Origin of the sequence: Muricauda sp. SCSIO 64092 (assembly GCF_023016285.1) — a bacterium.
In the GTDB taxonomy this organism is placed as follows: domain Bacteria; phylum Bacteroidota; class Bacteroidia; order Flavobacteriales; family Flavobacteriaceae; genus Croceivirga.
In genome coordinates this window covers 3,125,786-3,152,398 of the sequence record NZ_CP095413.1, presented here as the reverse complement: position 1 = coordinate 3,152,398, position 26,613 = coordinate 3,125,786, and the positions used below count along the sequence as shown (strand labels likewise).

At 41.5% G+C, this 26,613-nt stretch carries 24 protein-coding genes and 1 pseudogene; 16 read left to right on the top strand and 9 right to left on the bottom strand.

The genetic code is table 11. The features are described 5' to 3' along the window. Positions 1-14 precede the first annotated feature (14 nt). The 4 genes from L0P88_RS13285 to L0P88_RS13270 all read right to left on the bottom strand — a co-directional run bounded on the left by L0P88_RS13285 (position 15) and on the right by L0P88_RS13270 (position 5,973). Positions 15-986, bottom strand: coding sequence for an aldo/keto reductase (locus tag L0P88_RS13285; RefSeq protein ID WP_247130405.1), 972 nt, complete (start codon positions 984-986; stop codon positions 15-17). Positions 987-1,103: 117 nt separating this feature from the next. Next, positions 1,104-3,212, bottom strand: a complete 2,109-nt coding sequence (locus tag L0P88_RS13280) for an alpha-L-fucosidase (protein WP_247130404.1) — start codon at positions 3,210-3,212, stop codon at positions 1,104-1,106. A gap of 320 nt (positions 3,213-3,532) precedes the next feature. After that, on the bottom strand, positions 3,533-4,630 hold the full coding sequence (locus L0P88_RS13275) for an alpha-L-fucosidase (protein ID WP_247130403.1): 1,098 nt from the start codon (positions 4,628-4,630) through the stop codon (positions 3,533-3,535). Then, complete coding sequence (locus tag L0P88_RS13270; protein WP_247130402.1) at positions 4,630-5,973, bottom strand: Gfo/Idh/MocA family protein; 1,344 nt, start codon at positions 5,971-5,973, stop codon at positions 4,630-4,632. The genes L0P88_RS13275 and L0P88_RS13270 overlap by 1 nt, the downstream gene beginning before the upstream one ends. Positions 5,974-6,398: 425 nt before the next feature. Here L0P88_RS13270 and L0P88_RS13265 point away from each other — a divergent pair, with 425 nt between their 5' ends. Continuing rightward, positions 6,399-7,046: a CBM9 family sugar-binding protein gene (locus L0P88_RS13265; protein ID WP_247130401.1), complete on the top strand. Its 648-nt coding sequence runs from the start codon at positions 6,399-6,401 to the stop codon at positions 7,044-7,046. Here the strand turns inward: L0P88_RS13265 and L0P88_RS13260 are convergent. The 5 genes from L0P88_RS13260 to fucP all read right to left on the bottom strand — a co-directional run bounded on the left by L0P88_RS13260 (position 7,040) and on the right by fucP (position 14,047). Then, positions 7,040-8,053 carry an NAD-dependent epimerase/dehydratase family protein gene (locus L0P88_RS13260; protein ID WP_247130400.1) on the bottom strand — a complete coding sequence of 338 codons (1,014 nt, stop codon included), beginning with the start codon at positions 8,051-8,053 and terminating at the stop codon, positions 7,040-7,042. The genes L0P88_RS13265 and L0P88_RS13260 overlap by 7 nt on opposite strands. A 70-nt stretch (positions 8,054-8,123) precedes the next feature. Beyond that, positions 8,124-9,380, bottom strand: coding sequence for a beta-N-acetylhexosaminidase (locus L0P88_RS13255; protein WP_409557730.1), 1,257 nt, complete (start codon positions 9,378-9,380; stop codon positions 8,124-8,126). Positions 9,381-9,899: 519 nt separating this feature from the next. Further along, positions 9,900-11,267 (bottom strand): alpha-L-fucosidase, encoded by a 1,368-nt coding sequence (locus tag L0P88_RS13250; RefSeq protein ID WP_247130398.1) that lies wholly within the window; start codon positions 11,265-11,267, stop codon positions 9,900-9,902. 11 nt (positions 11,268-11,278) lie between these two features. Continuing rightward, positions 11,279-12,517: a DUF6786 family protein gene (locus L0P88_RS13245; protein ID WP_247130397.1), complete on the bottom strand. Its 1,239-nt coding sequence runs from the start codon at positions 12,515-12,517 to the stop codon at positions 11,279-11,281. A gap of 180 nt (positions 12,518-12,697) precedes the next feature. Next, positions 12,698-14,047, bottom strand: coding sequence for an L-fucose:H+ symporter permease (fucP, locus tag L0P88_RS13240; protein WP_247130396.1), 1,350 nt, complete (start codon positions 14,045-14,047; stop codon positions 12,698-12,700). A gap of 400 nt (positions 14,048-14,447) precedes the next feature. Between fucP and L0P88_RS13235 the strand changes: the two genes are divergently transcribed. The 15 genes and pseudogenes from L0P88_RS13235 (at position 14,448) to L0P88_RS13170 (ending at position 26,388) form a co-directional block, all read left to right on the top strand. Continuing rightward, complete coding sequence (locus L0P88_RS13235) at positions 14,448-15,314, top strand: AraC family transcriptional regulator (RefSeq protein WP_247130395.1); 867 nt, start codon at positions 14,448-14,450, stop codon at positions 15,312-15,314. 104 nt (positions 15,315-15,418) lie between these two features. After that, the gene (locus L0P88_RS13230; protein ID WP_247130394.1) at positions 15,419-16,741 is read left to right on the top strand and encodes an L-fuconate dehydratase; all 1,323 of its coding nucleotides are present in this window, start codon (positions 15,419-15,421) and stop codon (positions 16,739-16,741) included. Positions 16,742-16,761: 20 nt separating this feature from the next. Then, positions 16,762-17,532 (top strand): SDR family NAD(P)-dependent oxidoreductase, encoded by a 771-nt coding sequence (locus L0P88_RS13225; protein WP_247130393.1) that lies wholly within the window; start codon positions 16,762-16,764, stop codon positions 17,530-17,532. A gap of 7 nt (positions 17,533-17,539) precedes the next feature. After that, entirely contained in the window at positions 17,540-18,397 is an 858-nt protein-coding gene (locus L0P88_RS13220) for a fumarylacetoacetate hydrolase family protein (protein WP_247130392.1), read from the top strand. Further along, positions 18,394-19,224, top strand: a complete 831-nt coding sequence (locus L0P88_RS13215; RefSeq protein ID WP_247130391.1) for an amidohydrolase family protein — start codon at positions 18,394-18,396, stop codon at positions 19,222-19,224. Before L0P88_RS13220 ends, L0P88_RS13215 begins: the two co-directional genes overlap by 4 nt. Before the next feature lie 10 nt (positions 19,225-19,234). Next, positions 19,235-20,017: an SDR family oxidoreductase gene (locus L0P88_RS13210; protein WP_247130390.1), complete on the top strand. Its 783-nt coding sequence runs from the start codon at positions 19,235-19,237 to the stop codon at positions 20,015-20,017. 162 nt (positions 20,018-20,179) lie between these two features. Next, positions 20,180-20,512 (top strand): L-rhamnose mutarotase, encoded by a 333-nt coding sequence (locus L0P88_RS13205; protein WP_247130389.1) that lies wholly within the window; start codon positions 20,180-20,182, stop codon positions 20,510-20,512. A gap of 22 nt (positions 20,513-20,534) precedes the next feature. Beyond that, the gene (locus L0P88_RS13200) at positions 20,535-21,692 is read left to right on the top strand and encodes an alpha-hydroxy acid oxidase (protein ID WP_247130388.1); all 1,158 of its coding nucleotides are present in this window, start codon (positions 20,535-20,537) and stop codon (positions 21,690-21,692) included. Positions 21,693-22,129: 437 nt separating this feature from the next. Beyond that, positions 22,130-22,357, top strand: a pseudogene (locus L0P88_RS13195) (tyrosine-type recombinase/integrase); the annotation flags it as partial. Positions 22,358-23,000: 643 nt separating this feature from the next. Next, the gene (locus L0P88_RS13190) at positions 23,001-23,969 is read left to right on the top strand and encodes a vitamin K epoxide reductase family protein (protein ID WP_313791604.1); all 969 of its coding nucleotides are present in this window, start codon (positions 23,001-23,003) and stop codon (positions 23,967-23,969) included. Then, positions 23,966-24,520, top strand: a complete 555-nt coding sequence (locus L0P88_RS13185) for a DsbA family protein (protein WP_247130386.1) — start codon at positions 23,966-23,968, stop codon at positions 24,518-24,520. The genes L0P88_RS13190 and L0P88_RS13185 overlap by 4 nt, the downstream gene beginning before the upstream one ends. Positions 24,521-24,644: 124 nt before the next feature. Then, the gene (locus L0P88_RS13180; RefSeq protein WP_247130385.1) at positions 24,645-24,824 is read left to right on the top strand and encodes a hypothetical protein; all 180 of its coding nucleotides are present in this window, start codon (positions 24,645-24,647) and stop codon (positions 24,822-24,824) included. Positions 24,825-24,898: 74 nt separating this feature from the next. Continuing rightward, positions 24,899-25,888, top strand: a complete 990-nt coding sequence (locus L0P88_RS13175) for a TlpA disulfide reductase family protein (protein WP_247130384.1) — start codon at positions 24,899-24,901, stop codon at positions 25,886-25,888. Next, entirely contained in the window at positions 25,807-26,052 is a 246-nt protein-coding gene (locus L0P88_RS24140) for a TlpA family protein disulfide reductase (RefSeq protein WP_409557683.1), read from the top strand. Before L0P88_RS13175 ends, L0P88_RS24140 begins: the two co-directional genes overlap by 82 nt. A 150-nt stretch (positions 26,053-26,202) precedes the next feature. Next, positions 26,203-26,388 (top strand): hypothetical protein, encoded by a 186-nt coding sequence (locus L0P88_RS13170; RefSeq protein ID WP_247130383.1) that lies wholly within the window; start codon positions 26,203-26,205, stop codon positions 26,386-26,388. Positions 26,389-26,613 lie beyond the last annotated feature (225 nt).

The following is a 26,613-nucleotide window of genomic DNA, read 5'->3' as shown; positions in this document are numbered from 1 at the left end:
ATTGCTTGAAAATTTTACTGTGACCATTCCGTAGGCTCCCTGTCACATCTATGGTTGACAAGTTCGTCCATCAAAACATTGTCCAACGGGCCTTTGTCGCTGGTCGCAATATTGGCCTCTACGTGTCGTAGCTGCCGCATACCGGGAATAATGGTACTTATCGTGGACTCGCCCAGAATAAACCGTAGCGCCATTTCGGGCATATCCATGTTTTCTGGTACCAAGGGCTTTAAGGCATCGGCATGGTCCACACTGGAATTCAGGTTTTCGGGTACAAAATAGGTGTTGCGCCAGTCGCCTTCGGGCCATTTGCTTTCTTTCGTGAGCTTGCCCGTGAGGGTGCCCTCATCAAAAGGCACACGGGCAATGACGGCCACATCGTGTTTGCGGCAGGCAGGGAAAAGCTCATCTTTGGGGTTTTGGTCAAAGATGTTGTAGATGACCTGCGCGGCATCGATCAATCCGGTCTCCACCGTCTTGACCCCGTTCCAAGGTTCCCATCGGTTAATACTGATGCCAATGGCATGGATAAGCCCTTGTGATTTCAAATCTGCCATTTTCTGTAGGGCACGTTCATCCTGTAACCAATGGTCCTCCCATGTGTGGAACTGCATCAGGTCAAACGAATCCAACCCAGCATTTTCGAGGCTGCTTTCCACATATTTTTCAATATGGTCGGGTGGGGAACAATCATCCAACGTATATTCCCGTTTACTGGGCCATTGAAAGTTTTTCGGAGGCATCTTTGTAGCAGTGTACAACTTTTTGTCAGGATTTGCCTTGATGAGTTTACCCAACAATCTTTCACTATGGCCCTCGCCATAGCCCCAAGCCGTATTAAAAAAAGTACATCCCAAATCTACTGCCTTTTGAAGGGATTGAAGGGATTGATTGTCTTCGGAGCCTGTCCACCCGGCCATGCCCCACATGCCATATCCGATTTCACTTACTTGCCAGCCCGTACGGCCAAATGTTCTGTAGTTCATTTATTTTGTTTCTATTGTTTATGGTCTATTGTTGGGTGCTCGTGGTCCATTGTTTGTGTTATCCAAACCTTGAAACCTAAACACTGACCCCTTAATTCATCATTCCAAATTCGCACTTTATTTTGTGATTACTCCCAACTCGGCGACCACAGCTTCTGTTTCATTGCCTCCTATCTTTTTGGGTGTAAATTTTATAAATCGACCTTTTATGGGATGGTCAAACGTAACTCGCTGTTGTATGGGATTGTTCACGATATTGGAAAACTCCCCCGTACCTGCCAAGTTCCAAGAACGACCATTTTCGCTCACATAGAAATTGTAATGCGTTATAATGCCCGAAGGATTCCTGCCTTGATCAGGGGTATAGGTAAAACCTGTCAATTGTTCCTGTTGCCCAAAATCAATGATCAGACCATTTCCCATCTCATCCTTGTTCAAGATGTATACTGACCGAACATCATCATCAATGGCCTTTATACTTTCTGTCGAGGTTTCATTCTCCTTTACTTTCCAGTCTTTTTTGCTTCTATCGAAATATACCGTTTTGGGTTCGCTCTTTCTTTGGGTGGCCGGATCGTGACTTATGACTGAAATATGGGTTGGCCCATGGACTTCAAAAGATGTCGTATATCTTTTAGAATTGATGGTGGGAACGGAACCATCGGTAGTATAAAAGTAGGTGACCCTTGAATCATCAGCCACGATTTCCACAATACCCTGTTTGTTTCTTGAAACAACAGGTTGTTCAACCAGTGGAGGGGCATGGTACACCTCTAGGTTGGATAGTAGCGGGCTGACTTTTACTCCGTCTATGTTCAAACGAACCGCGCTTGCCGTGATTTCCCCTAATCGTAACAACCTTTTATAACCTATTGTTCCATATGACCCTATGGATTTCCATTCACCATCCTTTTCCACTTCAATGGAAAATGAACGTACTCGTTGCCCTAAAGGAATGTATTCTTGAACGAGGATTCGGTTAAAAGTAGTGGGCGAGCCAAAATTCAGGGTTACGGAAGCCGCCTCTACCCCATCATCTGTGGCCCAATACGTTTCTTTGTCCCCATCCACAAGATGGATGGCTGCATAGTTTTTATGGTTCCCGCGAACTTGGGATGCCTCAATGTCATTCCCCAAGGCCAGGTTATGGGCAAAATCCAAATCGATCTGTTCTTTAAACTTCCTGAGTTGGGCGACATCCTTTTCATGCACCAATCCTCTATTGTCCACGGGAAGGTTCAACAAAAGTGTAGCGTTCTGCCCTACGGATTTATAATAAATATCCATTAAGTGTCCCAGTGATTTTACCTTGTCATCCTCTGATTGGTGATAGAACCATCCCGGCCGTATCGAAACATCGGCTTCTGCGGGAACCCAATGCGTACCGTTTTCCTGCCCCATGGAATAGTGCTTGGCATATTCGGGCATACCACCATAGACTTCGTCCTTCAACAAGGGCGACCAAGTGACATCGTAGGCAAAACCGTGTTCGTTGCCCACCCAACGGGCATCGGGCCCGGCATCGCTCCAAACAATGGCATTGGGTTGCCATTCACGTATCATCTCAATGGTGGTGGGCCAGTCATAATAGGACCTTTTGTCCACCCTTCGGGTCTCATTGGCCCCGCCATAATAGCCATCGCCCCCATTGGCCCCATCGAACCATACCTCAAAAACATCACCGTATTGGGTAAGCAGTTCCTCAAGTTGCTTTCTAAAATAATCGACATATTCCGGTTTGCCATAATCGGCATGGTTACGGTCCCAGGGCGAGGTGTAGATGCCCAATTTTAGGTCATATTCCTTACAGGCATCGGCCAATTCCCTTATCACATCACCCTTGCCCCCTTTCCAAGGGGAGTTCTTTATGGAATACTCTGTATATTTTGAGGGCCAGAGACAAAAGCCATCGTGGTGCTTGGCGGTGATGATGATGCCTTTCATGCCAGCTTCCTTGGCCACCTGTGCCCACTGCCTTGTGTCCAGTTCCTTGGGATTAAAAACTGATGCAGGAGTGTCTCCGTAGCCCCATTCCATATTCGCAAAGGTATTGAGGCCAAAGTGTATAAAACCATAGTATTCCATTTGCTGCCAAGCCATCTGTTTTTTGGTGGGTGTTGGACCGATGGCTTCTGGAGGCGGTGGCGCGGGACTACAGCCAATAATGGTCAATGTCAGCAGTATCGAATAGGGCTTTATGGCTGTCTTGATTGTAGTATAGTTCATTTTTTAAGCTTTTGATTTCTATTTTATTTGAAATTCATTGTTGTTGTTCATCGCTTAATGCTGTATGCTTAATGCCCGCTTTGGGAAATACATATCTCCGGATGAAACCCATAAAATGCGATATGTGCAGATGATGCAGATCCAACTCGCCATATTCAAAATCCCATTATAAAATACGGCCATTGCCCATGGGAAACAATATTTCCCAAAGTTCTTGGTGTTTGGGGTCCTTTGGCCAGAAAAGAGACCGGTTAAAACCCGAGTCCGGCCAACTTGAAGGAATATGGTCTTATAAAAATGAAGGGGCATTTCCTTTTGTCTTAATTTTTATCCGACATCTTACCGACCTCCAATAAAATATCAACGCTCTTTTCGGGAATTGCACCATTGCCATCTGGGCCCACATTGAGTAAAAGGTTACCCACTTTTCCATTGATGTCCTTTAGTTTTTTATAGACCACTTGGGGCGATTTCCAATCGGTATCGCTGGCCTTAAAGCCCCAAGAATGGTTCATGGTATAACAAGCTTCCCAATAGTGCTTTAGCTCATCGTCAGGATGTTCTTGTTCTGGCGTACCAAAGTCTTTTTTGAATATGGCCCCCTTGGATACGCGGTTGTTAATGATAATGCTAGGCTTTAGCTCTCGGATGTACTGGTACAGATCAGCTCCCACTTGGGTGTTCCACCAGTGTACCCAGTCGCCGTCAAACCACATAATATCAGAATCATACTTGATTATCAATTCTTTGACCTGGTTCTTCATGTGGGTGATGTATTCTTCCTGTCTTTTGGTTTTCATACGGACTTCTCCCCACCAGCCCCAACCTGCATTGCCGTCATTATTGCGCTCTTGTGCAGGGTGGTGCCAGTCAATTATGCTGTAATACGTGCCAAATTTCAGTCCATGATTGCGACAAGCGGCACTTAGCTCACCAATTATATCGCGCTTAAAGGGGGGGCTGGCCACATCAAAATTGGTGTATTCGCTGTCCCATAGACAAAAACCTTCGTGATGTTTGGTGGTGATAACGATGTATTTCATACCTTCTGCCTTAGCGGTTTTGGCAATGAAATTGGCATCAAAGTCTTTGGGGTTAAAGGTGTGGGTAAGCATGGCGTATTCTTGTACGGGTATATCGGCCCAAGCTTGTATCCATTCAGCGTAGTTCTCTATCTCCTTTCCTTTCCAAACGCCTCCCAATTGCCTGTAGAGGCCAAAATGAATGAACATGCCATATTTCTCCTCATTGAACCAGCCCGTCCGTTGTTCAAAATCGGCCTCGGGTTCGTTAATATAGTCTATCTCTTGCTGTCCGTTTATCCATCCTAAAGAAAGGGCATGAAACACCAATATAGTTCGAAGTGCTTTTCTGCTTATGTACTCCATATCAAAAGGACTGAATAGCTTATCGAACATCAATCAACCATTGCGAACACAGGTTTTCTTGAAATCCATTGCCCCTCTGTAAAATCAGGGATTTGCTTCACGGAACCGCCTTCCCTTATCGAAGCTTCTGATAATGGGGTAATGGCCCGCATTGTCGCCCCATCATATACATCGATAACTGGTGGCGTATTGTTCTTGGCCGATTGAATGAACTGTCGATCCAAAAAGAAATCCATGCCGCCATGTCCGGCATCACGGGCTACATCGCCATATTCTTTCCACAAAGGATGGTCATATTTCTCCAGCCACGAATTGGCATCTTCCCAACGATGGGCTTCTGTTTTCCCTTGAACGTGAATGCGCTGTGTGCCATAATCGAAATCGATTACCCCCTCTACTCCCTGCACCCTAAAGTCCAACGAATATGGGCGAACCGTATTGGTATCATGGGTGAGGATGATGGTTTCTCCCCTTGCGGTGGTAAGGGTAGAAGTGACAATGTCTCCCAACTGCCAATTCAACTGGGCATAGGGATGGTCTTTACCCCCTTTTGGGTGATTGACCACATAATTGTGCAAGGAACGTGATTTAGTGGCTTGCGAACTGATGCTCAAAAGTCGGTTACCTCTATTCATATCTACCATCATTGCTATAGGCCCCAATCCATGGGTAGGATAAAGGTCACCATTTCTTCTTAGGGAGTGTTCTGTTCGCCAACGTGCTTCACCAAAAGCATTTTTACCAAAACCAATGCCATCGTTGCCATCGTTGAACTTTACGTGTCGTAAGTCGTGCATATATCCCCCACGTAGGTGCAACAGTTCGCCAAAGACGTTGTCCCTCACCATGTTCAATACGGCCATGACGTCTCGTCGATAACATACATTTTCCATAAACATCAAATGTGTTTGGGTACGCTGATGGGTATTGACCAATTCCCAACACTCCTGTACCGAAAAGGCCCCGGAAACCTCCACCCCAGTATAGACCCCAGCTTCCATGGCATCCAAACACATCGGGGTATGCCATTTCCAATTGGTGGAAATCATCACCGCGTCCAGATTTTCCTTTTCTAACATTTCAACATAGGAACGTTCATGATTACCGTAAGCCTTAGGAAAAGTGACGTTATATTTTTCAAAAAGCTTTTTTGTCTCATTGACGGCATTGGGGTCTATATCACATATGGCCACGCACTCCACTCCTTTTTCCACAATCATGTTCCGCACATGGTTCCGTCCTCGAAGCCCAGTACCTATGAACCCAAGTCTTAGCTTACCCTCCTTGTTATCAGCTTTAAGAATGTGTGGTATTCCCAAGGTTACCCCTGTCAATGCCATTGATGTATTTTGGGCAAATATTCTTCTTTTCATATATAAAGTTTTGGCTATCTAAAGATGATTCTTCTAAATTAATATTTGCCAACGAACATAAAGGGGTAAAAAACCAATAAAGCTTATTTCCAACCGATTGGAATAGCTTAATTCGTCATATTTAATGGTTGTTTTGTTTTTTCAATTTTAAAAATGTCCTTATAGAGCAAAAATTGGGACGGTATAACCCCACTCTCCCATTGTTCTTCTATATCCACATTCAAAAATTCCCAACCATAGATTCCCTACGTCCACCAAATTATGCTATAGATGGTCTTAGGACTACCTTTTATATTGCCGATCTCAATAATTTTTTTGCATTGTCGAAAGCAACCTTTAAAATCACTATTTTTAGTGTAATGGTCCATAGACTTTCTATCACTATATTCTGTATATTTTTTTATTCCAATACGAATCCAACAGTTATGGCCCAAACAGACAACGACCTTTCAAACACCTATCATGTAGTTAAAATTGAGCCTGCCAATGGGGTTACAGCGGTGGATTGGCCATCCGTTAAAAAGTTAATGACGTTCCGATATCATTGGGAAAGTGTTGAGGATACCTTAGTTTTTCAAGGTACTTGGGACGGTATATGGTTTTATTTTCGGTTTGAAGTACAAGATGAAAATATTCTGGTGTATCACAGTACGGAACACAAAACCGAGGTGGCACAATCCGATAGGGTTGAGATTTTCTTTAGAAAGGATGCAAAACTCAATCCATACTATTGTTTGGAAATGGATCCCGACAAAAGAATACTTGATTACGCGACAATGTATTATCGACAATACAATAAAGGTTGGTCATGGCCTCCGGGGCATCTGCAAGTAGATACGGGCCGTTTAAAAAATGGATACTACGTGCAGGGGAAAATCTCGATTGCTTCCTTAAAAGAACTTGATGTCTGGAACAATGGTAAAGTACAAACCGGGCTTTATAGGGGCAATTGCATCTCATTAAAAGATGGCAAGGCTGAATTACGCTGGAGCTGCTGGATAGATCCAAGAACCGAAAATCCCGATTTTCACGTAGCCAGTTCGTTCGGGATTTTGGATTTTATGGATCAATAGGGACTGTTCCTTCCGTCAACAAAACCTAAAGACCGCGCCCTGGATACCAAACCTTGCCAATGGCGCTTAGGGTCGCGAACATAGGTGTACGCTTCGTCAACCAAACGTTTTATATCATAATGAGGTGTCCAACCTAGTTTTTTTCCAGCTTTGGCGGTATTCAATGTTACACTATGAAAATTAGTTGGTATTTCTATGGACGTTCCTCCATATTTTGAAACAATATATTGGGTTGCTTCATCATAGTCTAAGGGTCCGTCCATTGCAATATTGAAAAGCTCACCATGGGCTTGGGGGTTATCCCACACCTTTGATATCGCTCGAATTAAGTCACTCACATGAATAAAATTACGCTTAAGGGGCTTTCCTGCTTTATCCAACAACAAGGGTATATGATTCTTCTGGGCATATTCTTCCGCTTTTTCTTTTCCGATCAAATCGGCCCATAGGGGGCCACCAAATTGTTCATTGCCAAACATCATGGCATATTTAAAATCGTCTTTTTCCATAATCCAAGGCACTCGAAGGCTGCAAGTATTTAGTCCATATTGAATGTGATAACATGCAAGCATATCTTCTTCCATGGCCTTTGACAAGACATAACAGCCCGGATAGGGCATTCTAGCGTCCGTTTCCAAAATTTCTCCCCTATCATAAAAGAAGTGTCCCACGGAGGCATCGCCCCCTATCAGTATGAATTGTTTAAACTCCAAGCTTTTAACACACTCTTCCAACAACCAAAACAGTCCCTTGACTGCCACATCCATTACACTATCGGGGTCTTCCTTAGTGGTCGCCAAATGCACGACATGGGTAATGCCTTGCATAGCCTCCATAACGCTGATGCGCTGGGTCAAATCGCCCCTAAAAACCTCGACTTGGCCCGTTTCCTCTACTATGCGGTTATGGCATAGTGCCCTTATGATACCTTCCGAAGGTAATTTACCTATACTTTTTAGTAGATTCTGACCTACTTTACCAGTGGCGCCGGTGAGAAGTATTTTCATCAATCAATTAGGTTTTTCCCACTTACCGGAACCTGGCTCTGCAAATTCCATGGGGGCATGATAAATGCCCCTATCCTGCCAAATTTTGCAGGCCCGAAAGCGCTCCCTTAAACGCTTCGTAGTCCTTATTTACTCTTTGTGTCCATCTCACCTCCGCATAGGCCGCGATTCTGGGAAAGATCATAAAATCCATATAGCCGCTTTTGGGAATCCATTCGCCCCACATTTGGCAGCCCAATCCCTTTATCCTGTTATGATACTTCGCTTTGAGTCCCGCAGGTATGGGCTCAAAATCATAGGCTCTTTTTAAAGGAATCGTTTCATAAGAATAGTCCAAATAGGTTTCCGAATGCAACGAGTTCACGATATCATACCCGTTTTCCACCGTCGATTTCATCAAGGAAATGTCACCCCGCCAAAAATGGATCACCGAACTTTTGGAAAGCTCCTCTTCGGCCCCGGCATCTTTTTCCGCCTGATAGTCATGGACGTTTTGCCCCAAAATCTCATTCCCACCCATAATGCGACTTCCTTTGGATTCCAGATACCGAGAGATACGATTGGTAAAGAACACCTGTAGGTCGGCAAAGGTTTTCAGTTTGTTTTCCTTCGTATACTTCGTGATATATTCCGAACTTTCCCAGTGGTCATATTTTGCCTCATCGCCCCCGATATGGATTATTTTTGAGGGGAAGAGTGCCATGACCTCATCCAAGACATCGGTAAGAAAACCGTATACCTTGGGGTCGGCAATATTGTAGACATCCTTGCTTACACCAAACCAAATGGGCACATCAATTTTTTTGCCCGACGAGCCCAACCAGGGGTAAGCCGCCATGGTCGCCGAGGAATGCCTCGGCATTTCTATTTCAGGAATCACCACAATATGCCGTTGGGCCGCATAGGCCACTATTTCCCTGATGTCTTCCTGGGTGTAGAACCCTTTGTGGGGCTCTCCGGACTGAATGGGACTGTTCCATCGTAATGGCCCCACCTGTGTACTGGGCCATTTTGAACCAATTTCGGTCAATAGGGGATACTTTTTAATTTCGATACGCCAACCCTGGTCATCCACCAAATGCCAATGGAAAACGTTCATCTTTAATCTGGCCATTTCGTCCAGCATTTTCAAGACCTGCTTTTTCCTCTGAGAATACCTTCCTTCGTCGAGCATAAAAGCGCGCCAGGCAAACCTTGGAGCATCCTTGATTTCAAGATAGGAAATGCTTTTATCCGAAGAAACCAATTGCCGAAGCGTCTGTATACCGTAAAAAAGTCCTTTTTCGGTAGCCGATCTCACGGTAATCCCCTTCGAATCAACTTTCAGTTCATAGACTCCCTCGGTTTTATCTTTAATGGCCGTATCAATATCAAGCTGAAACGTAATTCCTTTATTCGGACTTGATCCACCTCAATGGCGACTTCCCACTCATTTTGCAATAAATCTGCTGTGTAATTCATCAGCCGAAAGATCCCTACTTGATTGGATCGCAACGATATGTTCCCCAGTAATTGAAGTTGCCCCGATTTCAGGTTCGTTTCCAATGGCTGCGGCACTCTCCTTACCCCATTTTGTGCGAAAAGTATGGTCCCCGCAAATACTAGTGGGAGAAGAAGATTATTTTTTTTCATTTATCCAACAATTATTGATTACACTGTACTCTTTTAGAAAATATGAAAATGACACCACAATTAAATAGGATTGGGCTATTTGCTTTTGTCATAGATTCATTGGTCCCTGAACACATCCAATTTTTAGGTCTTCCTTCATTTGCAGGCATTTAGTGGCACTGCCAGCCGATGGTCGGTATCCCAATGTTTGGTAAGGCCTGATGGGAATCAGATTTTAATGAAGTATCAATTCTATTACAGGAATCTCCATATCGGGTTTGATCACGGGCAACGATAGGTTTACATCATTAGCTCCCATTTTAAAATCAAAGGCATGGCCATACGGCTTGCTTATCTTAATTTCGGAAGCATCATGCAAGAATTGGGCATATTTTATCTTGTCCTTCATTCCTTTCATCACAAAATTCTGTAAGGGATAATCCAACAGATGCACGTACAGGCGATTTGTTTTCCTGTTGTAGGTGAGCAAGGTATTGGGCGGTGCTTTAAATTCATTTGGGGCCTGTGTACAGCCATAGATGGAACGGCTATTGAACTTCATCCAATCGCCCATATTGTTCAAACTGTTCTGTGCCCTTTGATCAAATACTCCCCTGGCCGTAGGGCCAACATTCAACAAGAGGTTACCCCCTTTACTGACCGTTTCTATGAGCAGTACCAAGAGTTGTTTGATATTCTTCCAAGTGTTTTCATCTCTATGATAGCCCCATGAACCACTGAACGTCTGGCAGGTCTCCCAAAACACTTTTTTATCGTTTATGGTAGGCCATTCCGGCACCTTGAACTGTTCTGGAGTCACAAAATCGCCACCACCATTGACACCTTCAAGGTCAGCACGGTTATTCACTATGATCCCTGGCTGTAGTCCACGTACCATCTTCAAGAGCTCCATCGAACCCCAGTCCTCCCTGTCCTTACCGTGTTTTCCCGGATAAGAAAAATCCAACCAAAGTATATCCACCTTACCATACTTGGTCAAAATCTCACGCACTTGGTTATGCAGGTATTCGCGATATTTGCCCATGTCCCTACCCTTGTTGAGTTTGGCGTACCCTTTATCACTGTCCTGTCTTAACGGATGGATTCGGTCTATTGTAAAATGGGGGTGGTGCCAGTCTATTAGAGAGTAATAAAAACCTATCTTGATATCCAGGGCCCTGAACGCATCGACCCATTCTTTCAACAAATCTTTGCCATAAGTTGTATTGATCGCCTTGTAGTCGGTGAACTTGGAATCGAACAAGGTAAAGCCTTCATGGTGCTTTGTGGTAATCACGGCATATTTCATACCCGCAGCCTTGGCCATTTTGGCCCATTCGTTGGGATCGTACAAATCAGGATTAAATTGCTCAAAATACTTTTCGTAATCTTCATTGGGGATTCGCTCACGATTTCTAACCCATTCATGCCGAGCCGGCAGGGCATAAAGCCCCCAGTGGATGAACATACCAAAACGGTCATGTGTCCACCAAGCCAAGCGTTCCCTTTTTTGGGCTTCGGTTTCATCCCAAATATTTTCCTGGGCATGAACCGGCATCAGTGTCATTAAAATCAGTAAGGTTATGGCTATTTTTGACTTCATTGTTTAGGTATTTAATCGATTTGGTCAAATACTGGAACATCTTTGGCATCAACTCCAAACACCTGTTTGATAACTCCGCCCAATATCTCTGGGGTGCCTTCCAAATGAAAGGTCATCTGGATATGCTCAGCTGTTTCGCCAGGGGCCAATGCCAAAGCAGGTGATGAGGTCTCCAATTCATAAAAGGGGCCCAAGGGTTTGGCACCAGGTTCAGGGGCACCATCATTGTAGGAGTTTACCACGTCGCCCTTATAGGGTTCTTCTTGAATTTCCCAGGTGGAGTTCACATAATCGGAAATCCCATCGGGCTTATTGTATTTGACCAATGTAAGGACACCGTTTTTGGCATCATAGGCCCCTAAAACATCTTTGGCCCTGTCGGGCAACAGTCCTATTTTACTGCGGTACTGCCCATCACCACTAAAATAGACCATGTTTTCAGTGGTGATTAAACGGTTGTCCGGGATTTGTCCAAAAGACTCATAAATATTCACCACTTTTCCCGATCCGCCCTCAGCATCGGTACGGTAGGGAATCATCACTGTAGTGGTTGGCGATGGGGTAAACATACCCAACAGCCAAATGGACAACAGGCCATCCTTTTTGTTCCAAGTGCCCTTGCCTGTATTGGTGAGCCTATTGGTGGTCTGATAGCCCACGGATTGGACACCATCCAGATCGGAAAGCCCCAATTGTTTTATGATGTCGATATTCTCCAGAATTTGCACCTTTCGTTCAATATCCATGACAAAAGTAAAGCCCGAATAATTGGTGAGCTGTGTGCTTTTGGTGAAGACCACCTCAATTGAAGAAGAATCTTTCACTTCATAGGGTTCTAAGTCAATGACCTTTGGAGTATACCAATTCTCCAGGGTAAATTCCTTTCCACTTTCAAAAAAGATGGAGTATTGTCCCCCTTCGGGACCCAGCCAAAACCGCTCCTCGCCACCGTACACGTTAATATGTTCCGATAGCTCCCCGGCTTCAAAATAAGGCTTGTTCAGCCAACCGTAACTCGACCCGGTCCGACCGGCCGTACTGGTCATTACCCTGCCCTGTAAGGCGGGCGAAATGGCTATTTTTCCAGTGTTTTCAGAGTTGGTCAATTCAATGACTTCCAGATGTTTTTGCAAAAAGTTTACATCTTTTTCGTAATCGGAATCCACACTTGTTCCCTTTTCCATATCCTGTTCGCCTTTGTCCTTGTTTTTTGGTTGGCATCCTATGATGGCCATTGCCATGCTTAACATGCAACATATTGTCTTTGTCTTTTTTAAGTATATCATTTTTCTATTTCATATTTTTAATTCAATTAGACTATTTAGTTCATCACCTTTGGATGGTATCATAGTATGCTAAATGAGCGAATAGTTGTTTCCGTTTCCTTTGAGTTGCGTACCCACCTTTTACTGTTTTCCTTCAGAATCAATCTAAAACGAGTATAATTCTTTTTTCTCACGATTCATGGACCGTAAAGCATACAATGCCACAATTATTAGGCATACCAATGGCAAAATGAACGAAAAGTTGACCTCTGGAATAAAACCAAAAATCTCCAAATCCCTTAATCCCGTACCCCCCATATCAATGATCCTGCCCTGTAACGGTGGCATCAAAGCTCCACCCACGATGGCCAGGACCAAGCCCGCCGATCCCAGTTTGGCTTCATTGCCCATACCTTTAAGGGCGATACCGTAAATGGTCGGAAACATCAAACTCATGGCAAAGGATACGCCCACCAAGCAATACAAGCCCAACATACCGTTGATCAATATGGCCCCTGCGGTAAAACCAATGCCCAAAAAGGCAAAGACCAGCATAAGTTTGGCCGGGTTGATGTAGCGAATCAAGAACGTGCAGATCCAACGTGCCGTAAGGAACAGAATGGTGGAGGCAGCAACGTAGACCACCGCATTGAGCTGATTGTCTACCGAACGTGATTCGTTCAGGTTGGTCACATACTGGTAAATAAAGGTCCATACCATGATCTGGCAGGCCACATAGAAAAACTGAGCCAATACGCCTTCATAATAGTTTTTATTGGAAAACAATTTGTTGACGGTTTCCTTAAGGTTCAACACCTTTTCCTTGGATCGGTTGTTCTCAATCTTCATAAAAATGAAGAGTACCAAGATGACCAATACTACAAACCCCAATATAATATAGGGTGTGCTGATGATACCCATATCGTGTTCTATGATTTGCTGTTTTTGTTCTTGGGAAAGATTAGTCGTTACAGTAGCTGAATCCGCCCCAATTTTGGTTTCCAAGCGTTCCACCACAAACAAACGGGCCACCAATTGCCCCGCCAAGGCCCCCATTGGGTTAAATGCTTGGGAGAGATTGAGCCGTTGGGTCGCAGTTTTTGGATTACCAAGATCCAATACCATGGGATTGGCCGTTGTTTCCAAAAAGGCCAATCCAAAGGTGAGCACGTAAAGAGAGATCAAAAACAAGTCGTAATTGACCAATTGTGCTGATGGATACATCATTAAGGTACCTGTTGCAAAGAGGAACAGACCAAGGATGATACCTGACTTATAGCTATATTTTCTTATGTACAAAGCGGCGGGGATGGCCATGGTACCATAGCCACCATAAAAGGCCAATTGCACATAGGAAGCCTTAACATTGGAAATATCCAAAACATTTTTGAAGACCTCCACCATTGGGTTGGTCAAATCATTTGGAAAGCCCCAAAGAAAAAAGAGGGAAGTCACTGCTATATATGGTAGTAATAATTTTGAGTCTACCAATTTAGGTTTGGATTCAGTCATCATTATTTATGCATCTTACTTTTAGATATTGTGTTTTGCCTATCAAACTTCATACTTTATATTAATGTCAATCACAGAAACTTAGTGCATTTAGTAATCTATATTGTTCCTAGGAGCATCATAATGAATCAAAACCAGACGAGTTTACCATACACTTTAAAAATCGCTAGACGGGCTAACCAACCCGATGTTGTCACATGTTCTGGAATTCATATGGTAATCTTGCTTTTAATCCTTCAAATAGGAAGTAAGGCATAAATTCAAAAATACCTCAGCTATTTGGTTGAAACCACTACAAAACCTTCACTGACCAATACTTTTTTTGCAAAAAAAAATCAATCCTAATTAAATTTGTATTTTTAGAAGCATTTTTTGATTGCTAATTAATTTTATTCCCCTAAAAGTGAAGCTTCATTTTTTAGATAGAAGTAGTCATCGTGATACTTCATTTACCGTTAAGAAAAATAGTTATCCCTATTTTTTAAGGATTTGGCATTACCATGAGGAACTTGAATTGGTTTATGTGACCAAAAGTACGGGTACTCGATTTATAGGGGATAGCATTGAACGGTTTAGAGATGGAGAAGTCATTTTAATTGGGAAGAACCTACCACATATGTGGCTAAATGATGAAGAATATTTTGCGGAATCGGGTTCTCTAATTGCAGAGGCAACTGCCATTCATTTCCGACAGGATTTTTTGGGAAACGACTTTTTTGAAGCTCCCGAGTTAAAGAACATTAGGGAACTCATTGAAAAATCAAGATATGGGCTGAAGTTTGAAAATCTCAATCCAAAAATCAAGAATAGCATACAGGTGTTGGATAAAGGAACACAATTCGAGAAGCTGATGCGATTTATCCATATCCTAAAGCACCTAGCAGATCATAAACACAAAACGGTCTTAAGTAGCGAAGGTTACCTCAATACCTTTAAAAAAACAAACAATAAAAATCTGGATAAGATTTATGAATACATCTTCAACAATTTTGACAAACAAATTGTTCTGAGCGAAGTTGCTGAAATTGCCAATATGAATCCTTCAGCCTTCAGTCGTTTTTTTAAGCGGATCAATAGAAAGACATTCAAGGAATATGTCAACGAAATTAGAATTGGCTATGCCTGCAAACTGTTATCAGAGCATCAGTACAATATCACCAGAATCTGTTACGAGTCAGGTTATAACAATATTTCCAATTTTAATCGACAGTTTAAAAAAATAACTGGAAAGTCCCCTTCACAATATCTTCAACACCATAAAAGGTCGTGAAATTTTTAATGCCCCATAAGCAAAAAAAGTACTAGGACTGGTAATATTTTGGGAAGTGAGAACCGTCTTTCCCCATATTTTTGTTAGCTAATATTCGCCATTTAATGAAACTAACCAAAATAACCGACATCAGTGTTAAAGACATTCGTTTTCCTACTAGCAACTCTTTGGATGGCTCCGATGCCATGAATCCCGATCCTGATTATTCGGCAGCTTATGTCATATTAAAGACAGACCATTCCAATGATCTGGAAGGCCATGGACTTACCTTTACCATTGGTCGTGGAAACGAACTTTGTGTTGCGGCCATAAAATCACTCTCACATCTGGTTATTGGAAAAACCTTAGAATCCTTTACGGAAAACATGGCTGCTTTCTGGCAAATGATCACTGGCGATAGTCAATTACGTTGGCTAGGGCCCGAAAAGGGAGTCATACATCTTGCCACAGGTGCTATTGTCAATGCCGTTTGGGATTTGTACGCCAAAGTTGAGGGCAAACCACTTTGGAAATTGCTGGCCGATATGACCCCAGAAGAATTGGTTTCTTGTGTCGATTTTACCTATATCACCGATGCGATAACACCCGAAGAGGCCTTGGCATTGTTAAAAGAGAAAGAAGCCACCAAACAAGAACGTGTGGAACACCTGCTTGAAAAAGGATATCCTGCCTACACTACTTCAGCAGGCTGGTTGGGCTATTCCGACGAAAAAATGCGGAGGTTATGTAGGGAAGCAAAGGAAGAAGGTTTTAAACACATGAAAATAAAGGTGGGATCTGATTTGGAAGACGATGTAAGAAGGGCGGGAATCATTCGTGAGGAAATCGGTTATGATTTAAAATTAATGGTGGATGCCAATCAAAAATGGGATGTGGACGAGGCCATTGAAAATATGAAAGCCCTTGCCCAATTCAAACCATGGTTTATTGAAGAGCCCACCAGTCCTGATGACATTTTGGGGCACGCTGCAATTGCCAAAGCGGTATCACCCATACTGGTGGCTACGGGAGAACATTGCCAAAACAGGGTCATCTTCAAACAATTGTTACAGGCCAATGCCATAGGTATTTGCCAGATAGATAGTTGTAGGGTCGGTGGTGTCAATGAGATTTTGGCCATTTTGTTAATGGCTGCAAAATTTGGTGTGCCAGTGTGCCCACATGCAGGTGGTGTTGGCCTTTGCGAATATGTACAGCACCTATCCATGATCGATTACATTGCCATTAGCGGCTCTTTGGAAAATAGGGTCATTGAATATGTGGACCATCTCCATGAGCATTTCCATGATCCCGTAATTATAAAAAATGGATGCTACGTACCGCCAAAATTGCCAGGGTATAGCATTACCATGAAAAGTGGGTCACTGGAGAAGCACAGCTATCCCGGTGGGGAAGTATGGCAAGTCTTTTCACAGGAACCCAGTTAGGTGAAGTAAACAAAAAATTTATGTTCAGTCTAGAAGGGAAAAATATTGTAATCACTGGGGGAGCCAGTGGTATTGGTAAAGCCATTTCGGAAAAAATGTCCGAAAATGGGGCACATGTCCATATTCTTGAAAACAATACCGAAAGTGGTAACGAGACGGTGACCATGATAGAGGCCGCCTCGGGAAAAGCCAGCTGTTATCCTTGTGATGTATCAAAACAAGCTGAGGTTAAAGAGGTTATTGATGTTATAGCCACCAAGGGTACCATTGACGTTCTTATTAACAATGCGGGTATTGCCCATGTGGGCAATATCGAGGGGACCACGGAAGAAGACATGAATCGTATTTATAACGTCAATGTCAAAGGGGTATATAATTGTATGAAGGCCGCAATTCCCTATATGAAAGAAAAAGGCGGGGTCATTTTGAATATGGCATCCATTGCCTCAACTGTGGGCATTTCAGACCGTTTTGCCTATTCAATGTCCAAAGGTGCCGTATTGACTATGACCTATTCCGTGGCCAAGGATTATTTGGGATACAACATTCGTTGCAACAGTATTTCGCCTGCCAGGATCCATACCCCATTTGTTGATGGATTTATCAAAAAGAACTATCCGGGCGAAGAGGAGGAAATGTTTAAGAAGTTGTCAAAAACACAACCCATTGGCCGTATGGGCAAACCAGAAGAGGTTGCCAATTTGGCTCTCTATCTATGTTCGGATGAAGCTTCCTTTATTACGGGAACCGATTTCCCCATCGACGGTGGATTTATAAAATTAAACGGATAGGAACAAAATGAAATTAATACGATTTGGAAAGCCGGGCCAAGAAAAACCCGGTGTTGAGTTGGAAAGTGGCCAACGACTTGATGTATCAAGCTATGTGACAGATTTCAATGAAGACTTTTTTGCTGATAATGGGATAGAAAAACTCAAAGAATGGCTTGCAACAGGTGATGCCGAAACCCCAATTATAAATGATTTGGAGCGCCTCGGATGTCCCGTGGACAAACCTTCCAAGATAGTATGCGTAGGTCTAAACTATGCCAAACATGCCGAAGAGAGCGGAATGCCCGTTCCCGAAGAGCCTGTTTTGTTCTTTAAAGCGACTACGGCCATCACAGGGCCGTTCGATAATGTAATGCTGCCCAAGAATAGTAAAAAAAGCGACTGGGAAGTGGAACTAGCCGTTGTCATTGGTAAAAAAGCGTCGTATGTAGCTAAAAATGAGGCCATGGATCATGTAGCTGGTTATGTTTTGCACAACGACATCAGCGAACGGGAATACCAACTAGAGCGACAAGGACAATGGGTCAAGGGAAAGAGCTGTGATACCTTTGCCCCTCTGGGTCCCTATCTTGTCCCTAGGGAGGAGGTTCCAAACCCCCACAATCTTGATTTATGGCTGAAATTGAATGGGGAGACCATGCAAAGCAGCAATACTTCAGATTTGGTGTTCAACATCCCCCAATTGGTCAGTTATATCAGTGAGTTTATGACCATGTTACCTGGAGATGTTATTTCAACCGGAACCCCATTTGGAGTAGGCCTGGGCCTAACCCCGCCTAAATATTTAAGGGTGGGCGATGTTATGGAATTGGGAATCGACAAATTAGGGGTGTCCAAGCAAAATGTAGTGGCCTTTTCGAAATGAAAATTATAGATACCCATCAACATTTCTGGAAATACGATCCTGTGCGTGATACATGGATCGATGGAACCATGGGTGTACTACAAAGGGATTTTCTACCAAAAGACTTGGAACCTATCCTTGAAAAAAACAAGATTAGCGGCTGTATCGCCGTACAAGCTGACCAATCAGAGGAAGAAACCCGATTTCTTTTAGACATGGCAAAAGAAAATGATTTTATCAAGGGAATTGTCGGGTGGGTGGATCTCACAGCAAACAACCTAATGAACAAACTCAGTCATTTTGTAAATAACCCCCTTCTAAAAGGTATTCGCCATGTTGTACAGGCAGAACCAAAGGGATTTATGTTGAGGGAGGATTTTAAAAGAGGAATTTCACAATTAAAAAATTTTGGCCTCACCTATGATATTTTAATTTATCCGAACCAATTGCGTGAGGCATTTGAATTGGTTAAATCGAACCCAGATCAATCTTTCGTTATAAATCATTTGGCAAAACCCAATATCAAAGAAGGGCATTGGTATGATACATGGAATAAAAACATTACTGAAATGGCTAGCCTTCCTAACGCATACTGCAAGCTTTCCGGCATGGTTACGGAAGCAAATTGGAACCATTGGTCCGTTTATGATTTTAAACCTTATATTGAGACTGTTTTGAATGTTTTTGGAACAGACCGAATTATGTTCGGTTCTGATTGGCCCGTATGTCTGTTGTCAGGATCTTATGAAGAAGTGCTTTCCCTAGTGGAATATTACTTGCAATTATTTTCCAAAAATGAAAAGAAAAAGGTGATGGGTGAAAATGCTATAGAAATTTACAATTTGTAGTGATATATTGATGGATTTGCGATTAAGGGATAAAGTAGTCCTTATAACAGGAGGATCAAAAGGAATAGGAAACGCCATTGCAAACGTTTTGGCCCATGAATCCGCAATTCCCGTGATTATTGGAAGAAACCGGGATAATGTTTTGAATGCTGTCAAAAAAATTGAAGAGGCGGGACACAAAGCTTTTTATGCATTCGCTGAGCTTACAGATCCCGAGCAATGTAAGGCCGCGGTTCAAAAGACGATGGCTATGTACGGTAGAATTGATGGATTGGTAAACAATGCCGGAATCAATGATTCAGTAGGTTTGGAAGACGGAAATTATGAAGACTTCATGTTATCCCTTAGAAGAAATGTCGTCCATTACTATATGATGGCTCATTATTCCCTTCCCCACCTAAAACTGAGTAAAGGTGCTATAGTCAATATTGGCTCCAAAACTTCTTTCACAGGGCAAGGTGGAACTTCTGGTTACGCAGCTGCAAATGGTGGTCGAAACTCACTTACCCGGGAGTGGGCAGTAGAATTATTAAAGTACGAAATTAGGGTCAATACCCTTATAGTTGCCGAATGTTTTACTCCACTCTACGAAAAGTGGATAAACACTTTCCCAAACCCTGAGGAAAAATTGCAGTCCATAGTGAATAACATCCCATTTGGAAAAAGGATGACCGCAGGAGAGGAAATAGCCAGTATGGTAGCATTTCTACTTTCGGAACGTTCGGGACATACAACAGGCCAACATATTTTCGTTGATGGCGGTTACACTCATTTAGACCGATCACTCAACTAATGACAAGAAAATATTTGATAATAGATAAAAAACATCTGAAGAGCTTGGAAGAAGAGACTCAAACTTTAGATTCTTTTCGTTCTTAGTATACTTTTTGGTGATATCCACTTATGGGCATAAAACCATAACAATCAGTTCATTCAACTTTAAAGAAATAGCCAAATGAAAAAACGGCATTGCTTAGCATTGGATTTGAAGGACGATGAAAAACTGATTCAAGAGTATGAGGCTTACCACCAAGAGGTTTGGCCTGAAATCTTGGACAGTATAAGGAATAGTGGTATACAAACCATGCAAATCTATCGCGTATATAATAGACTTTTCATGATTATGGAGGCCGATGCTTCCTTCTCCTTCAAAAAAAAGCACGAAATGGATGTCAAAAATCCAAAAGTACAAGAATGGGAAAAATTAATGTGGAACTACCAACAGGCTATACCAAAATCAAATCCAGGTGAAAAATGGTTGTTAATGGATAAAATTTTCGAACTGTAATATTTCAACTCTAAAAAATAAAATGTCAGCTCCACTGTTTATTGATTCCCGCTATCCCTCAGTTGATGATCTAAGGGAAAAAGCAAAAAAAAGGATTCCGAAATTTGCCTTTGAATATTTGGACGGAGGCTGTAATGAAGATGTAAACTTGCATAAGAACACTGCTGAGATCCGTAATGTGGAGTTGGTACCCCAGTACTTGAAACACCATACTTACAGCAGTCAAAAAACAACCCTGTTTGGACATGAATACGACGCGCCTTTTGGGATTGCCCCGGTGGGACTGCAAGGGTTGATGTGGCCCAATGCTCCTGAGATCTTGGCAAAGGCCGCATTTGCACACAATATCCCCTTTATCTTGAGTACGGTAACCACTAGCCCCATAGAGCGTATTGGAGAGCTCACTGAAGGTAAGGCCTGGTTTCAGCTCTACCATCCTGCCAAGGATGAAATACGTAACGATATCATCAAGAGGGCAGCAGCTGCGGAATATCCCGTTTTGGTCATCCTTTGTGACGTGCCCACCTTTGGCTATCGCCCTAGGGATATTCGCAATGGCCTGGCTATGCCACCAAAAATGACCTTGGCCAACATCCTACAAATTTTGGGCAAGCCCAATTGGGCCATAAAAACCTTGTTACATGGCCAGCCCAATTTTGAGACACTAAAGCCTTATATGCCCAAAAACCTAGACTTAAAACAACTGGGCAAGTTTATGGACGACACCTTTTCAGGGCGGCTTTTCGAAGAAAAAATTAAACCCATTCGCGACATGTGGAAAGGAAAATTGGTTTTGAAAGGCGTTGCAAGTGAAGCTGATACTGAAATGGCCATTAAACTCGGATTGGACGGTATTATTGTCTCCAACCACGGTGGTCGCCAATTGGATGCCGGGGAATCTTCCATAAAACCCATGACCCGAATTGCTCAAAAATACAGCGACCAGATTACAGTGATGGTCGATAGCGGTATGCGATCCGGCCCCGATATTGCAAGATGTTTGGCCAGTGGCGCAAAATTTACCTTTATGGGACGCTCCTTTATGTACGGGGTTGCTGCTTTGGGTAAAAAAGGAGGAGATCACACCATCTCCATTCTAAAACGGCAATTACAACAAGTCATGGAACAAGTATGTTGTGAACGCATTGAGGACTTTCCCAATTACTTACTTAAGCCATAATATTCAATAAAAAATATTTGATTTTTTGAATTGGAAAATAAATAAGTTGATTTCCCTACAGTTATTTCATTGCCGGTGATTTTAATGAAATTATTTTTCTTTTTTTCTCCATATAATACACTGTTTTTGTTCACCCAAATGTTTTATAAGGTTTACCTCTTCAAATTTGAGTTACATGAAAATCAATTTATGGGCCAAGAGGCTAAAAAAATGTTGATTTTACTTTTGGAACCTTACACTGATTTCACTGTTGACCAGTACGGTATGAGAAAGCTTAGTAGAAAATTTGGATACTTAAAACTTTACACTTTTGATAATCTCCGAAATCAATTGATACGAATAGGTCAGGAGATTAAAAAAGTACTCAGATACAACGGATTTGCTAAAAAAACGTAACCTCGAATAGAAACTTAAATGTAGTTGAAAGTTGGAAAAACAAAAGTATTACTTTTCATACTGCAAGGCACGCTTTTGCCACTTCTGTAACACTTTCCAATAGTGTTACAATCGAAACCGTTTCGATACTTTTGGGTCATACCAAATTATCTACCACTTAATTATACGCAAAGGTATTGGAAAGGAAAGTCGGGCGGGATATGCAGAATTTGATGGATGTAATGGAATCAAAAAACAAAAAGCAAACTGACTCCAGATTTATTTCTTAAGGCACCATTTGTAAAAACTAACTTGAATGTCTATTTGACTAGATAAGTATGGAGAACTTACCGATTGTAAATCTTCAGCTAAAAGTGGACTTTGGGTTCTTTAGAGTTAAGTGATGGTTTCTTGTCTTCAACTAACCCTGAAGATGTAATCATTCATTTAAAAACAATTAAAATAACACCGAAGAAATTTATTGAACCTAAGCTTTTTATATCATCTCTTGATATTGTTATGGAATCTGAACACATATACTTCAATCTAAATTTAACAAATGGAACACTCACCACGGAGTCTACATGCCAGATAACAACCAACCAACAAGTGTAGTTTACAATTTACTAGTCTCTATTATTCTAGGTTTAGAAGGGCTAGCCCATTTAAGAATTAAAAAGAACACCCCTTTTTTTTAAATCTTAATTCATAGTGAGGTACACTAGGATATTTTTTAAGGCAAAATAAGTACGTATTTGTGTGCAATAAGTATTACTTAAATAGTAGCAATGAATATATATTTGGATTACATTATATGTAAGAAAAACTACAGTATATTTTTTGCTAGAAACAAAACCATCACTCATGGACAATTGCATCGCTACGATTAGGTCGCTATTGGCCAAGCTCAAAGTAAGATAGACCAAAAAATATATAGAAAACAATATCCTATCACACCCTGAACATCCCAGCCTTCTCTGCATTTCGGATACCTTGGGAAAATACTCTATGGAAAGTTTGGCGCTAAAAGTGGATGAACAAAAGTTAAAGGAACTTCCTCTACCCTGTATCGTACAGTTCTCCGATCATGGAGGCATGTTCCACGTACTAACGGAACTTTCGGATAAAGGTGTAAAGTATCTTGATGATAAAGAAAATACCATTGCCATATCCAAGGAAGACTTCTTAAAAAAATGGACAGGTGTTTGTCTGTTGGCCGAGGCAACGGAGACCTCTGCCGAACCTGGGATACAAAAGAAGTTGATGGAATATAGAGGAATGAACTTTCTAAAATGGGCTTCAGCAATCTTATTTTCAGGTTGGATACTGCTGGAAATGTCACAATCAGCTATTTTAGACAGCTTACCATATTTTCTGGGGATTATATACATGGTGTTAAAACTCATCGGGTTGACAACGGGAACAATGCTCTTGTGGTATGAGGTGGACAAATACAATCCCACTCTGCAGAGCTTTTGTTCAGGATCCGGGGGCAATAAGATAAACTGTAATGCCGTTCTAGAATCCAAATATGCCAAGTTGTTTGACGGACAACTGAGCTTGGGGTTGTTGGGCTTTGCCTATTTCTTTGGGAGCTTTTCACTGTTGGTCATTGCCAAAGCTTCCATCCCATCACTGGCCCTTTCATCTTATCTTAGTTTAGCAGCAATTCCGGTCATATTTGTTTCCATATATTATCAGGCTGTGGTCATTAAACAATGGTGCAAGTTTTGTATCGTGATACAAGCGGTATTGGTAATGGAAGTGCTTACTGTACTGATAGGCGGTTTTTACAAAGGGGTTGTCGAATTTCCTGATGTACTCTTTTTGTTTGCGATGTTGTTATTGCCCATTTTACATGGAAATCCCTCAAACCTGTATTGGAACAGCAAAAAGAAATGAATATTCATAAAAGGGGGCTCAAAAAAATAAAGAACAACCTTGATGTGCTACATGGTTTACTTTCGAAAAACAGGAAAATAACAACCAGTACCAAAGGTTTGGGGATTTCGTTCGTCAACAAAAATGCAAAGTACAATGTCATTAAAGTATGTAACCCCTATTGCGGGCCCTGCGCCAAAGCCCACCCAGTGCTGGATGGGCTTGTCGAAAGAGAAAAAATTGACCTTCAAGTGATTTTTGCGGTGTCAACGAACAAAGACGATATAAAGGCAAAACCAGTGGGGCACTTTTTGGCCATTGATGGTCAAGGAGACAAGGAAAAGATCCAAAAAGCATTGGGCGATTGGTATTTGACCGATATTAAGGATTATGATGCATTTGCCCAAAAATACCCCATGAACGGGGAACTGAGAGAACAACATGAAAAAATAAGGGCCATGAAACAATGGTGCGATACTGAAAAAATAACCTATACCCCAACCATCTTCATCAACGGGCACGAATTGCCCAAAGAATACAGTATTGAAGACTTAGGGGAAGTTCTGGGATAATACAGAACAAAAAGGCCCAAAACAAAGTTTTGGGCCTAGACGATACATTTTCGCGAAATGTGGTCACAAACCTTGGATGACCTAAACCGTCCAGGGCAAATGTAAATCTTAAAATTTATTCTTAATGAAGAAATTGAGTTTAAAAAGGTTGGATTTGAATGCCAATGACCTGCTCCAAAGGGAGCAGTTGAAAACCGTTTTCGGAGGGTACGGAGGAGGAGCATGCGAAATATCCTGTAGCTCGGGACTTGATTGTAGTACCGAATGCCCCAGGCCATTGTACAGCCGACTAAATTTTTATTAATCAGTTATTAATGCCCAGGCAGTCTTTAATAACAGCTCATGATACTGCCTGGGCTAAATCATTAAATTAGGTTTATGAAGTTCAACCCATCAATATTGTCATTCTTTTTGTTTTTGACCATAACGAGCTGCTCCAATAAAGAAAAGCATATGTTTTTATTAAACGGCGAGTTAAAAAACAGTTCTAGCACTAAACATATAGTACTTAGATATAGTGATACAAGCGGGACTGAGGTATTGGACACTTTGATATTAAATGATGGAGCCTTTTTTGCCAAGGGATATGTTGGTGGTCCCACAAAAGCCAGTTTAATAGGGAACATCGAAGCTTGGGATGTAGAAGATTCAAATTACATGGATTTTTTTATTGAACCATGTGAAATGGAAGTTTCCATTACTGAGAATCAGTTTAAAAATGCAATAATTCATGGTTCTAGAACCCAAAAAGAGTATGAGGATTTAGAAAGAAAAGTAGATACATTTAAGCAAGAAATTTATTCTTTTCTACCTGAGAGAAATAGGCTTTTCTTGTTAAAGAAGCAAAACAAATTGGATAGTAGGTCAGAAAAAAGGCTTGAATATTTGAAGAATCTTCAAGAAAAAAAACTAAAAAAAGTATATCTCGACTATGCAATAAACAATCCAAATTCTCATTTGAGTGCATTTCTGGTCAATAGGTACTTTCATAATATTTCAATAGACTCTGCAATGGAATATTATGGAAACTTCACCTTAGGGGTTAAGAGAGGTGTTTATGGCAAAAAGATATCAAATTCAATTAAACAAAGTAAACCTTCAAAAATTGGAGATTCAGCACCAAATTTTTCCAAGAAAGATATAAACGGAAATGAAATTAATCTTCATGAATTCAAGGATTCATATGTATTACTTGATTTTTGGGCTTCCTGGTGCAAACCTTGTAGAGAAGACAGTGAAGAATTGATAAATTTAAAAAAGAAGGTTTCAAGATTATTGGTGTTTCGATGGATAAAAATACTGAAGATTGGAAAAAGGCGATTTATGAGGATGGAACAGGAGCTTGGAATCACATTTTTATCGGAGTAAATGACAAAACAATACGTACAAAATATAATATTAATGAATTACCTGAATATGTTCTTATTGACAAAAATGGAATAATTATAGGAAGAAGTTCAAATGACAATAAATTTGATATTGATAAGGTAAGAAAAGAAATGCTTAATATTTATCAAAAAAGCTCGGATTAAGTGTAAAAGGGTTATAGAAGAAACTTGAAGGAAAAACAAAAATGTCCAGATTACCTTGGGCCAAAGATGATACATTTTCGCGGAATGTGGTCACAAACCTTGGGTGATCTTAACCATCCAGGGCAAAGGTAAATCTTAAAATTTATTCTTATGAAAAAATTGAGTTTAAAAAAGTTGGATTTGAATGCCAATGACCTGCTCCAAAGGGAGCAGTTGAAATCTGTAACAGGTGGGTATGATGGCTTTTATTGTGCTTATGCCTTTCATTATTGCGATGGAAAATTTCCGTCTGATTACTGGTTATTTGATCAATGCATGGCACATTATGGTTGCTAAATTTATGATCTTCTGTATTTCGTAGTGATGCTAAAGCTTACATTTCATGCCATCTAATAATGGCATGAAATGTAAGCGATTTGAATAAGTTTTTATTCCATTTTTTGTTTAGTAGTGCTATAATCCAGAGTAATGATGATAACTCTCGAATTGTACTTGAAGACTTCAAGAATGTGTGGTTTTTAATTATAATTGACAGCTAGAATTATATTCCTAATTGTTCGC

Excerpts from the sequence above, each read along its gene's own strand:
- L0P88_RS13245 (WP_247130397.1), bottom strand. The coding sequence starts at position 12,517 with ATGTTAAGCATGGCAATGGCCATCATAGGATGCCAACCAAAAAACAAG.
- L0P88_RS13285 (WP_247130405.1), bottom strand. The coding sequence starts at position 986 with ATGAACTACAGAACATTTGGCCGTACGGGCTGGCAAGTAAGTGAAATC.
- L0P88_RS13275 (WP_247130403.1), bottom strand. The coding sequence starts at position 4,630 with ATGTTCGATAAGCTATTCAGTCCTTTTGATATGGAGTACATAAGCAGA.
- L0P88_RS13270 (WP_247130402.1), bottom strand. The coding sequence starts at position 5,973 with ATGAAAAGAAGAATATTTGCCCAAAATACATCAATGGCATTGACAGGG.
- L0P88_RS13180 (WP_247130385.1), top strand. The coding sequence starts at position 24,645 with ATGAAGAAATTGAGTTTAAAAAGGTTGGATTTGAATGCCAATGACCTG.
- L0P88_RS13210 (WP_247130390.1), top strand. The coding sequence starts at position 19,235 with ATGGATTTGCGATTAAGGGATAAAGTAGTCCTTATAACAGGAGGATCA.
- L0P88_RS24140 (WP_409557683.1), top strand. The coding sequence starts at position 25,807 with ATGGATAAAAATACTGAAGATTGGAAAAAGGCGATTTATGAGGATGGA.
- L0P88_RS13260 (WP_247130400.1), bottom strand. The coding sequence starts at position 8,053 with ATGAAAATACTTCTCACCGGCGCCACTGGTAAAGTAGGTCAGAATCTA.
- L0P88_RS13170 (WP_247130383.1), top strand. The coding sequence starts at position 26,203 with ATGAAAAAATTGAGTTTAAAAAAGTTGGATTTGAATGCCAATGACCTG.
- L0P88_RS13230 (WP_247130394.1), top strand. The coding sequence starts at position 15,419 with ATGAAACTAACCAAAATAACCGACATCAGTGTTAAAGACATTCGTTTT.
- L0P88_RS13175 (WP_247130384.1), top strand. The coding sequence starts at position 24,899 with ATGAAGTTCAACCCATCAATATTGTCATTCTTTTTGTTTTTGACCATA.
- L0P88_RS13265 (WP_247130401.1), top strand. The coding sequence starts at position 6,399 with ATGGCCCAAACAGACAACGACCTTTCAAACACCTATCATGTAGTTAAA.
- L0P88_RS13185 (WP_247130386.1), top strand. The coding sequence starts at position 23,966 with ATGAATATTCATAAAAGGGGGCTCAAAAAAATAAAGAACAACCTTGAT.
- L0P88_RS13220 (WP_247130392.1), top strand. The coding sequence starts at position 17,540 with ATGAAATTAATACGATTTGGAAAGCCGGGCCAAGAAAAACCCGGTGTT.
- L0P88_RS13200 (WP_247130388.1), top strand. The coding sequence starts at position 20,535 with ATGTCAGCTCCACTGTTTATTGATTCCCGCTATCCCTCAGTTGATGAT.
- L0P88_RS13225 (WP_247130393.1), top strand. The coding sequence starts at position 16,762 with ATGTTCAGTCTAGAAGGGAAAAATATTGTAATCACTGGGGGAGCCAGT.
- L0P88_RS13205 (WP_247130389.1), top strand. The coding sequence starts at position 20,180 with ATGAAAAAACGGCATTGCTTAGCATTGGATTTGAAGGACGATGAAAAA.
- L0P88_RS13250 (WP_247130398.1), bottom strand. The coding sequence starts at position 11,267 with ATGAAGTCAAAAATAGCCATAACCTTACTGATTTTAATGACACTGATG.
- fucP (WP_247130396.1), bottom strand. The coding sequence starts at position 14,047 with ATGATGACTGAATCCAAACCTAAATTGGTAGACTCAAAATTATTACTA.
- L0P88_RS13215 (WP_247130391.1), top strand. The coding sequence starts at position 18,394 with ATGAAAATTATAGATACCCATCAACATTTCTGGAAATACGATCCTGTG.
- L0P88_RS13280 (WP_247130404.1), bottom strand. The coding sequence starts at position 3,212 with ATGAACTATACTACAATCAAGACAGCCATAAAGCCCTATTCGATACTG.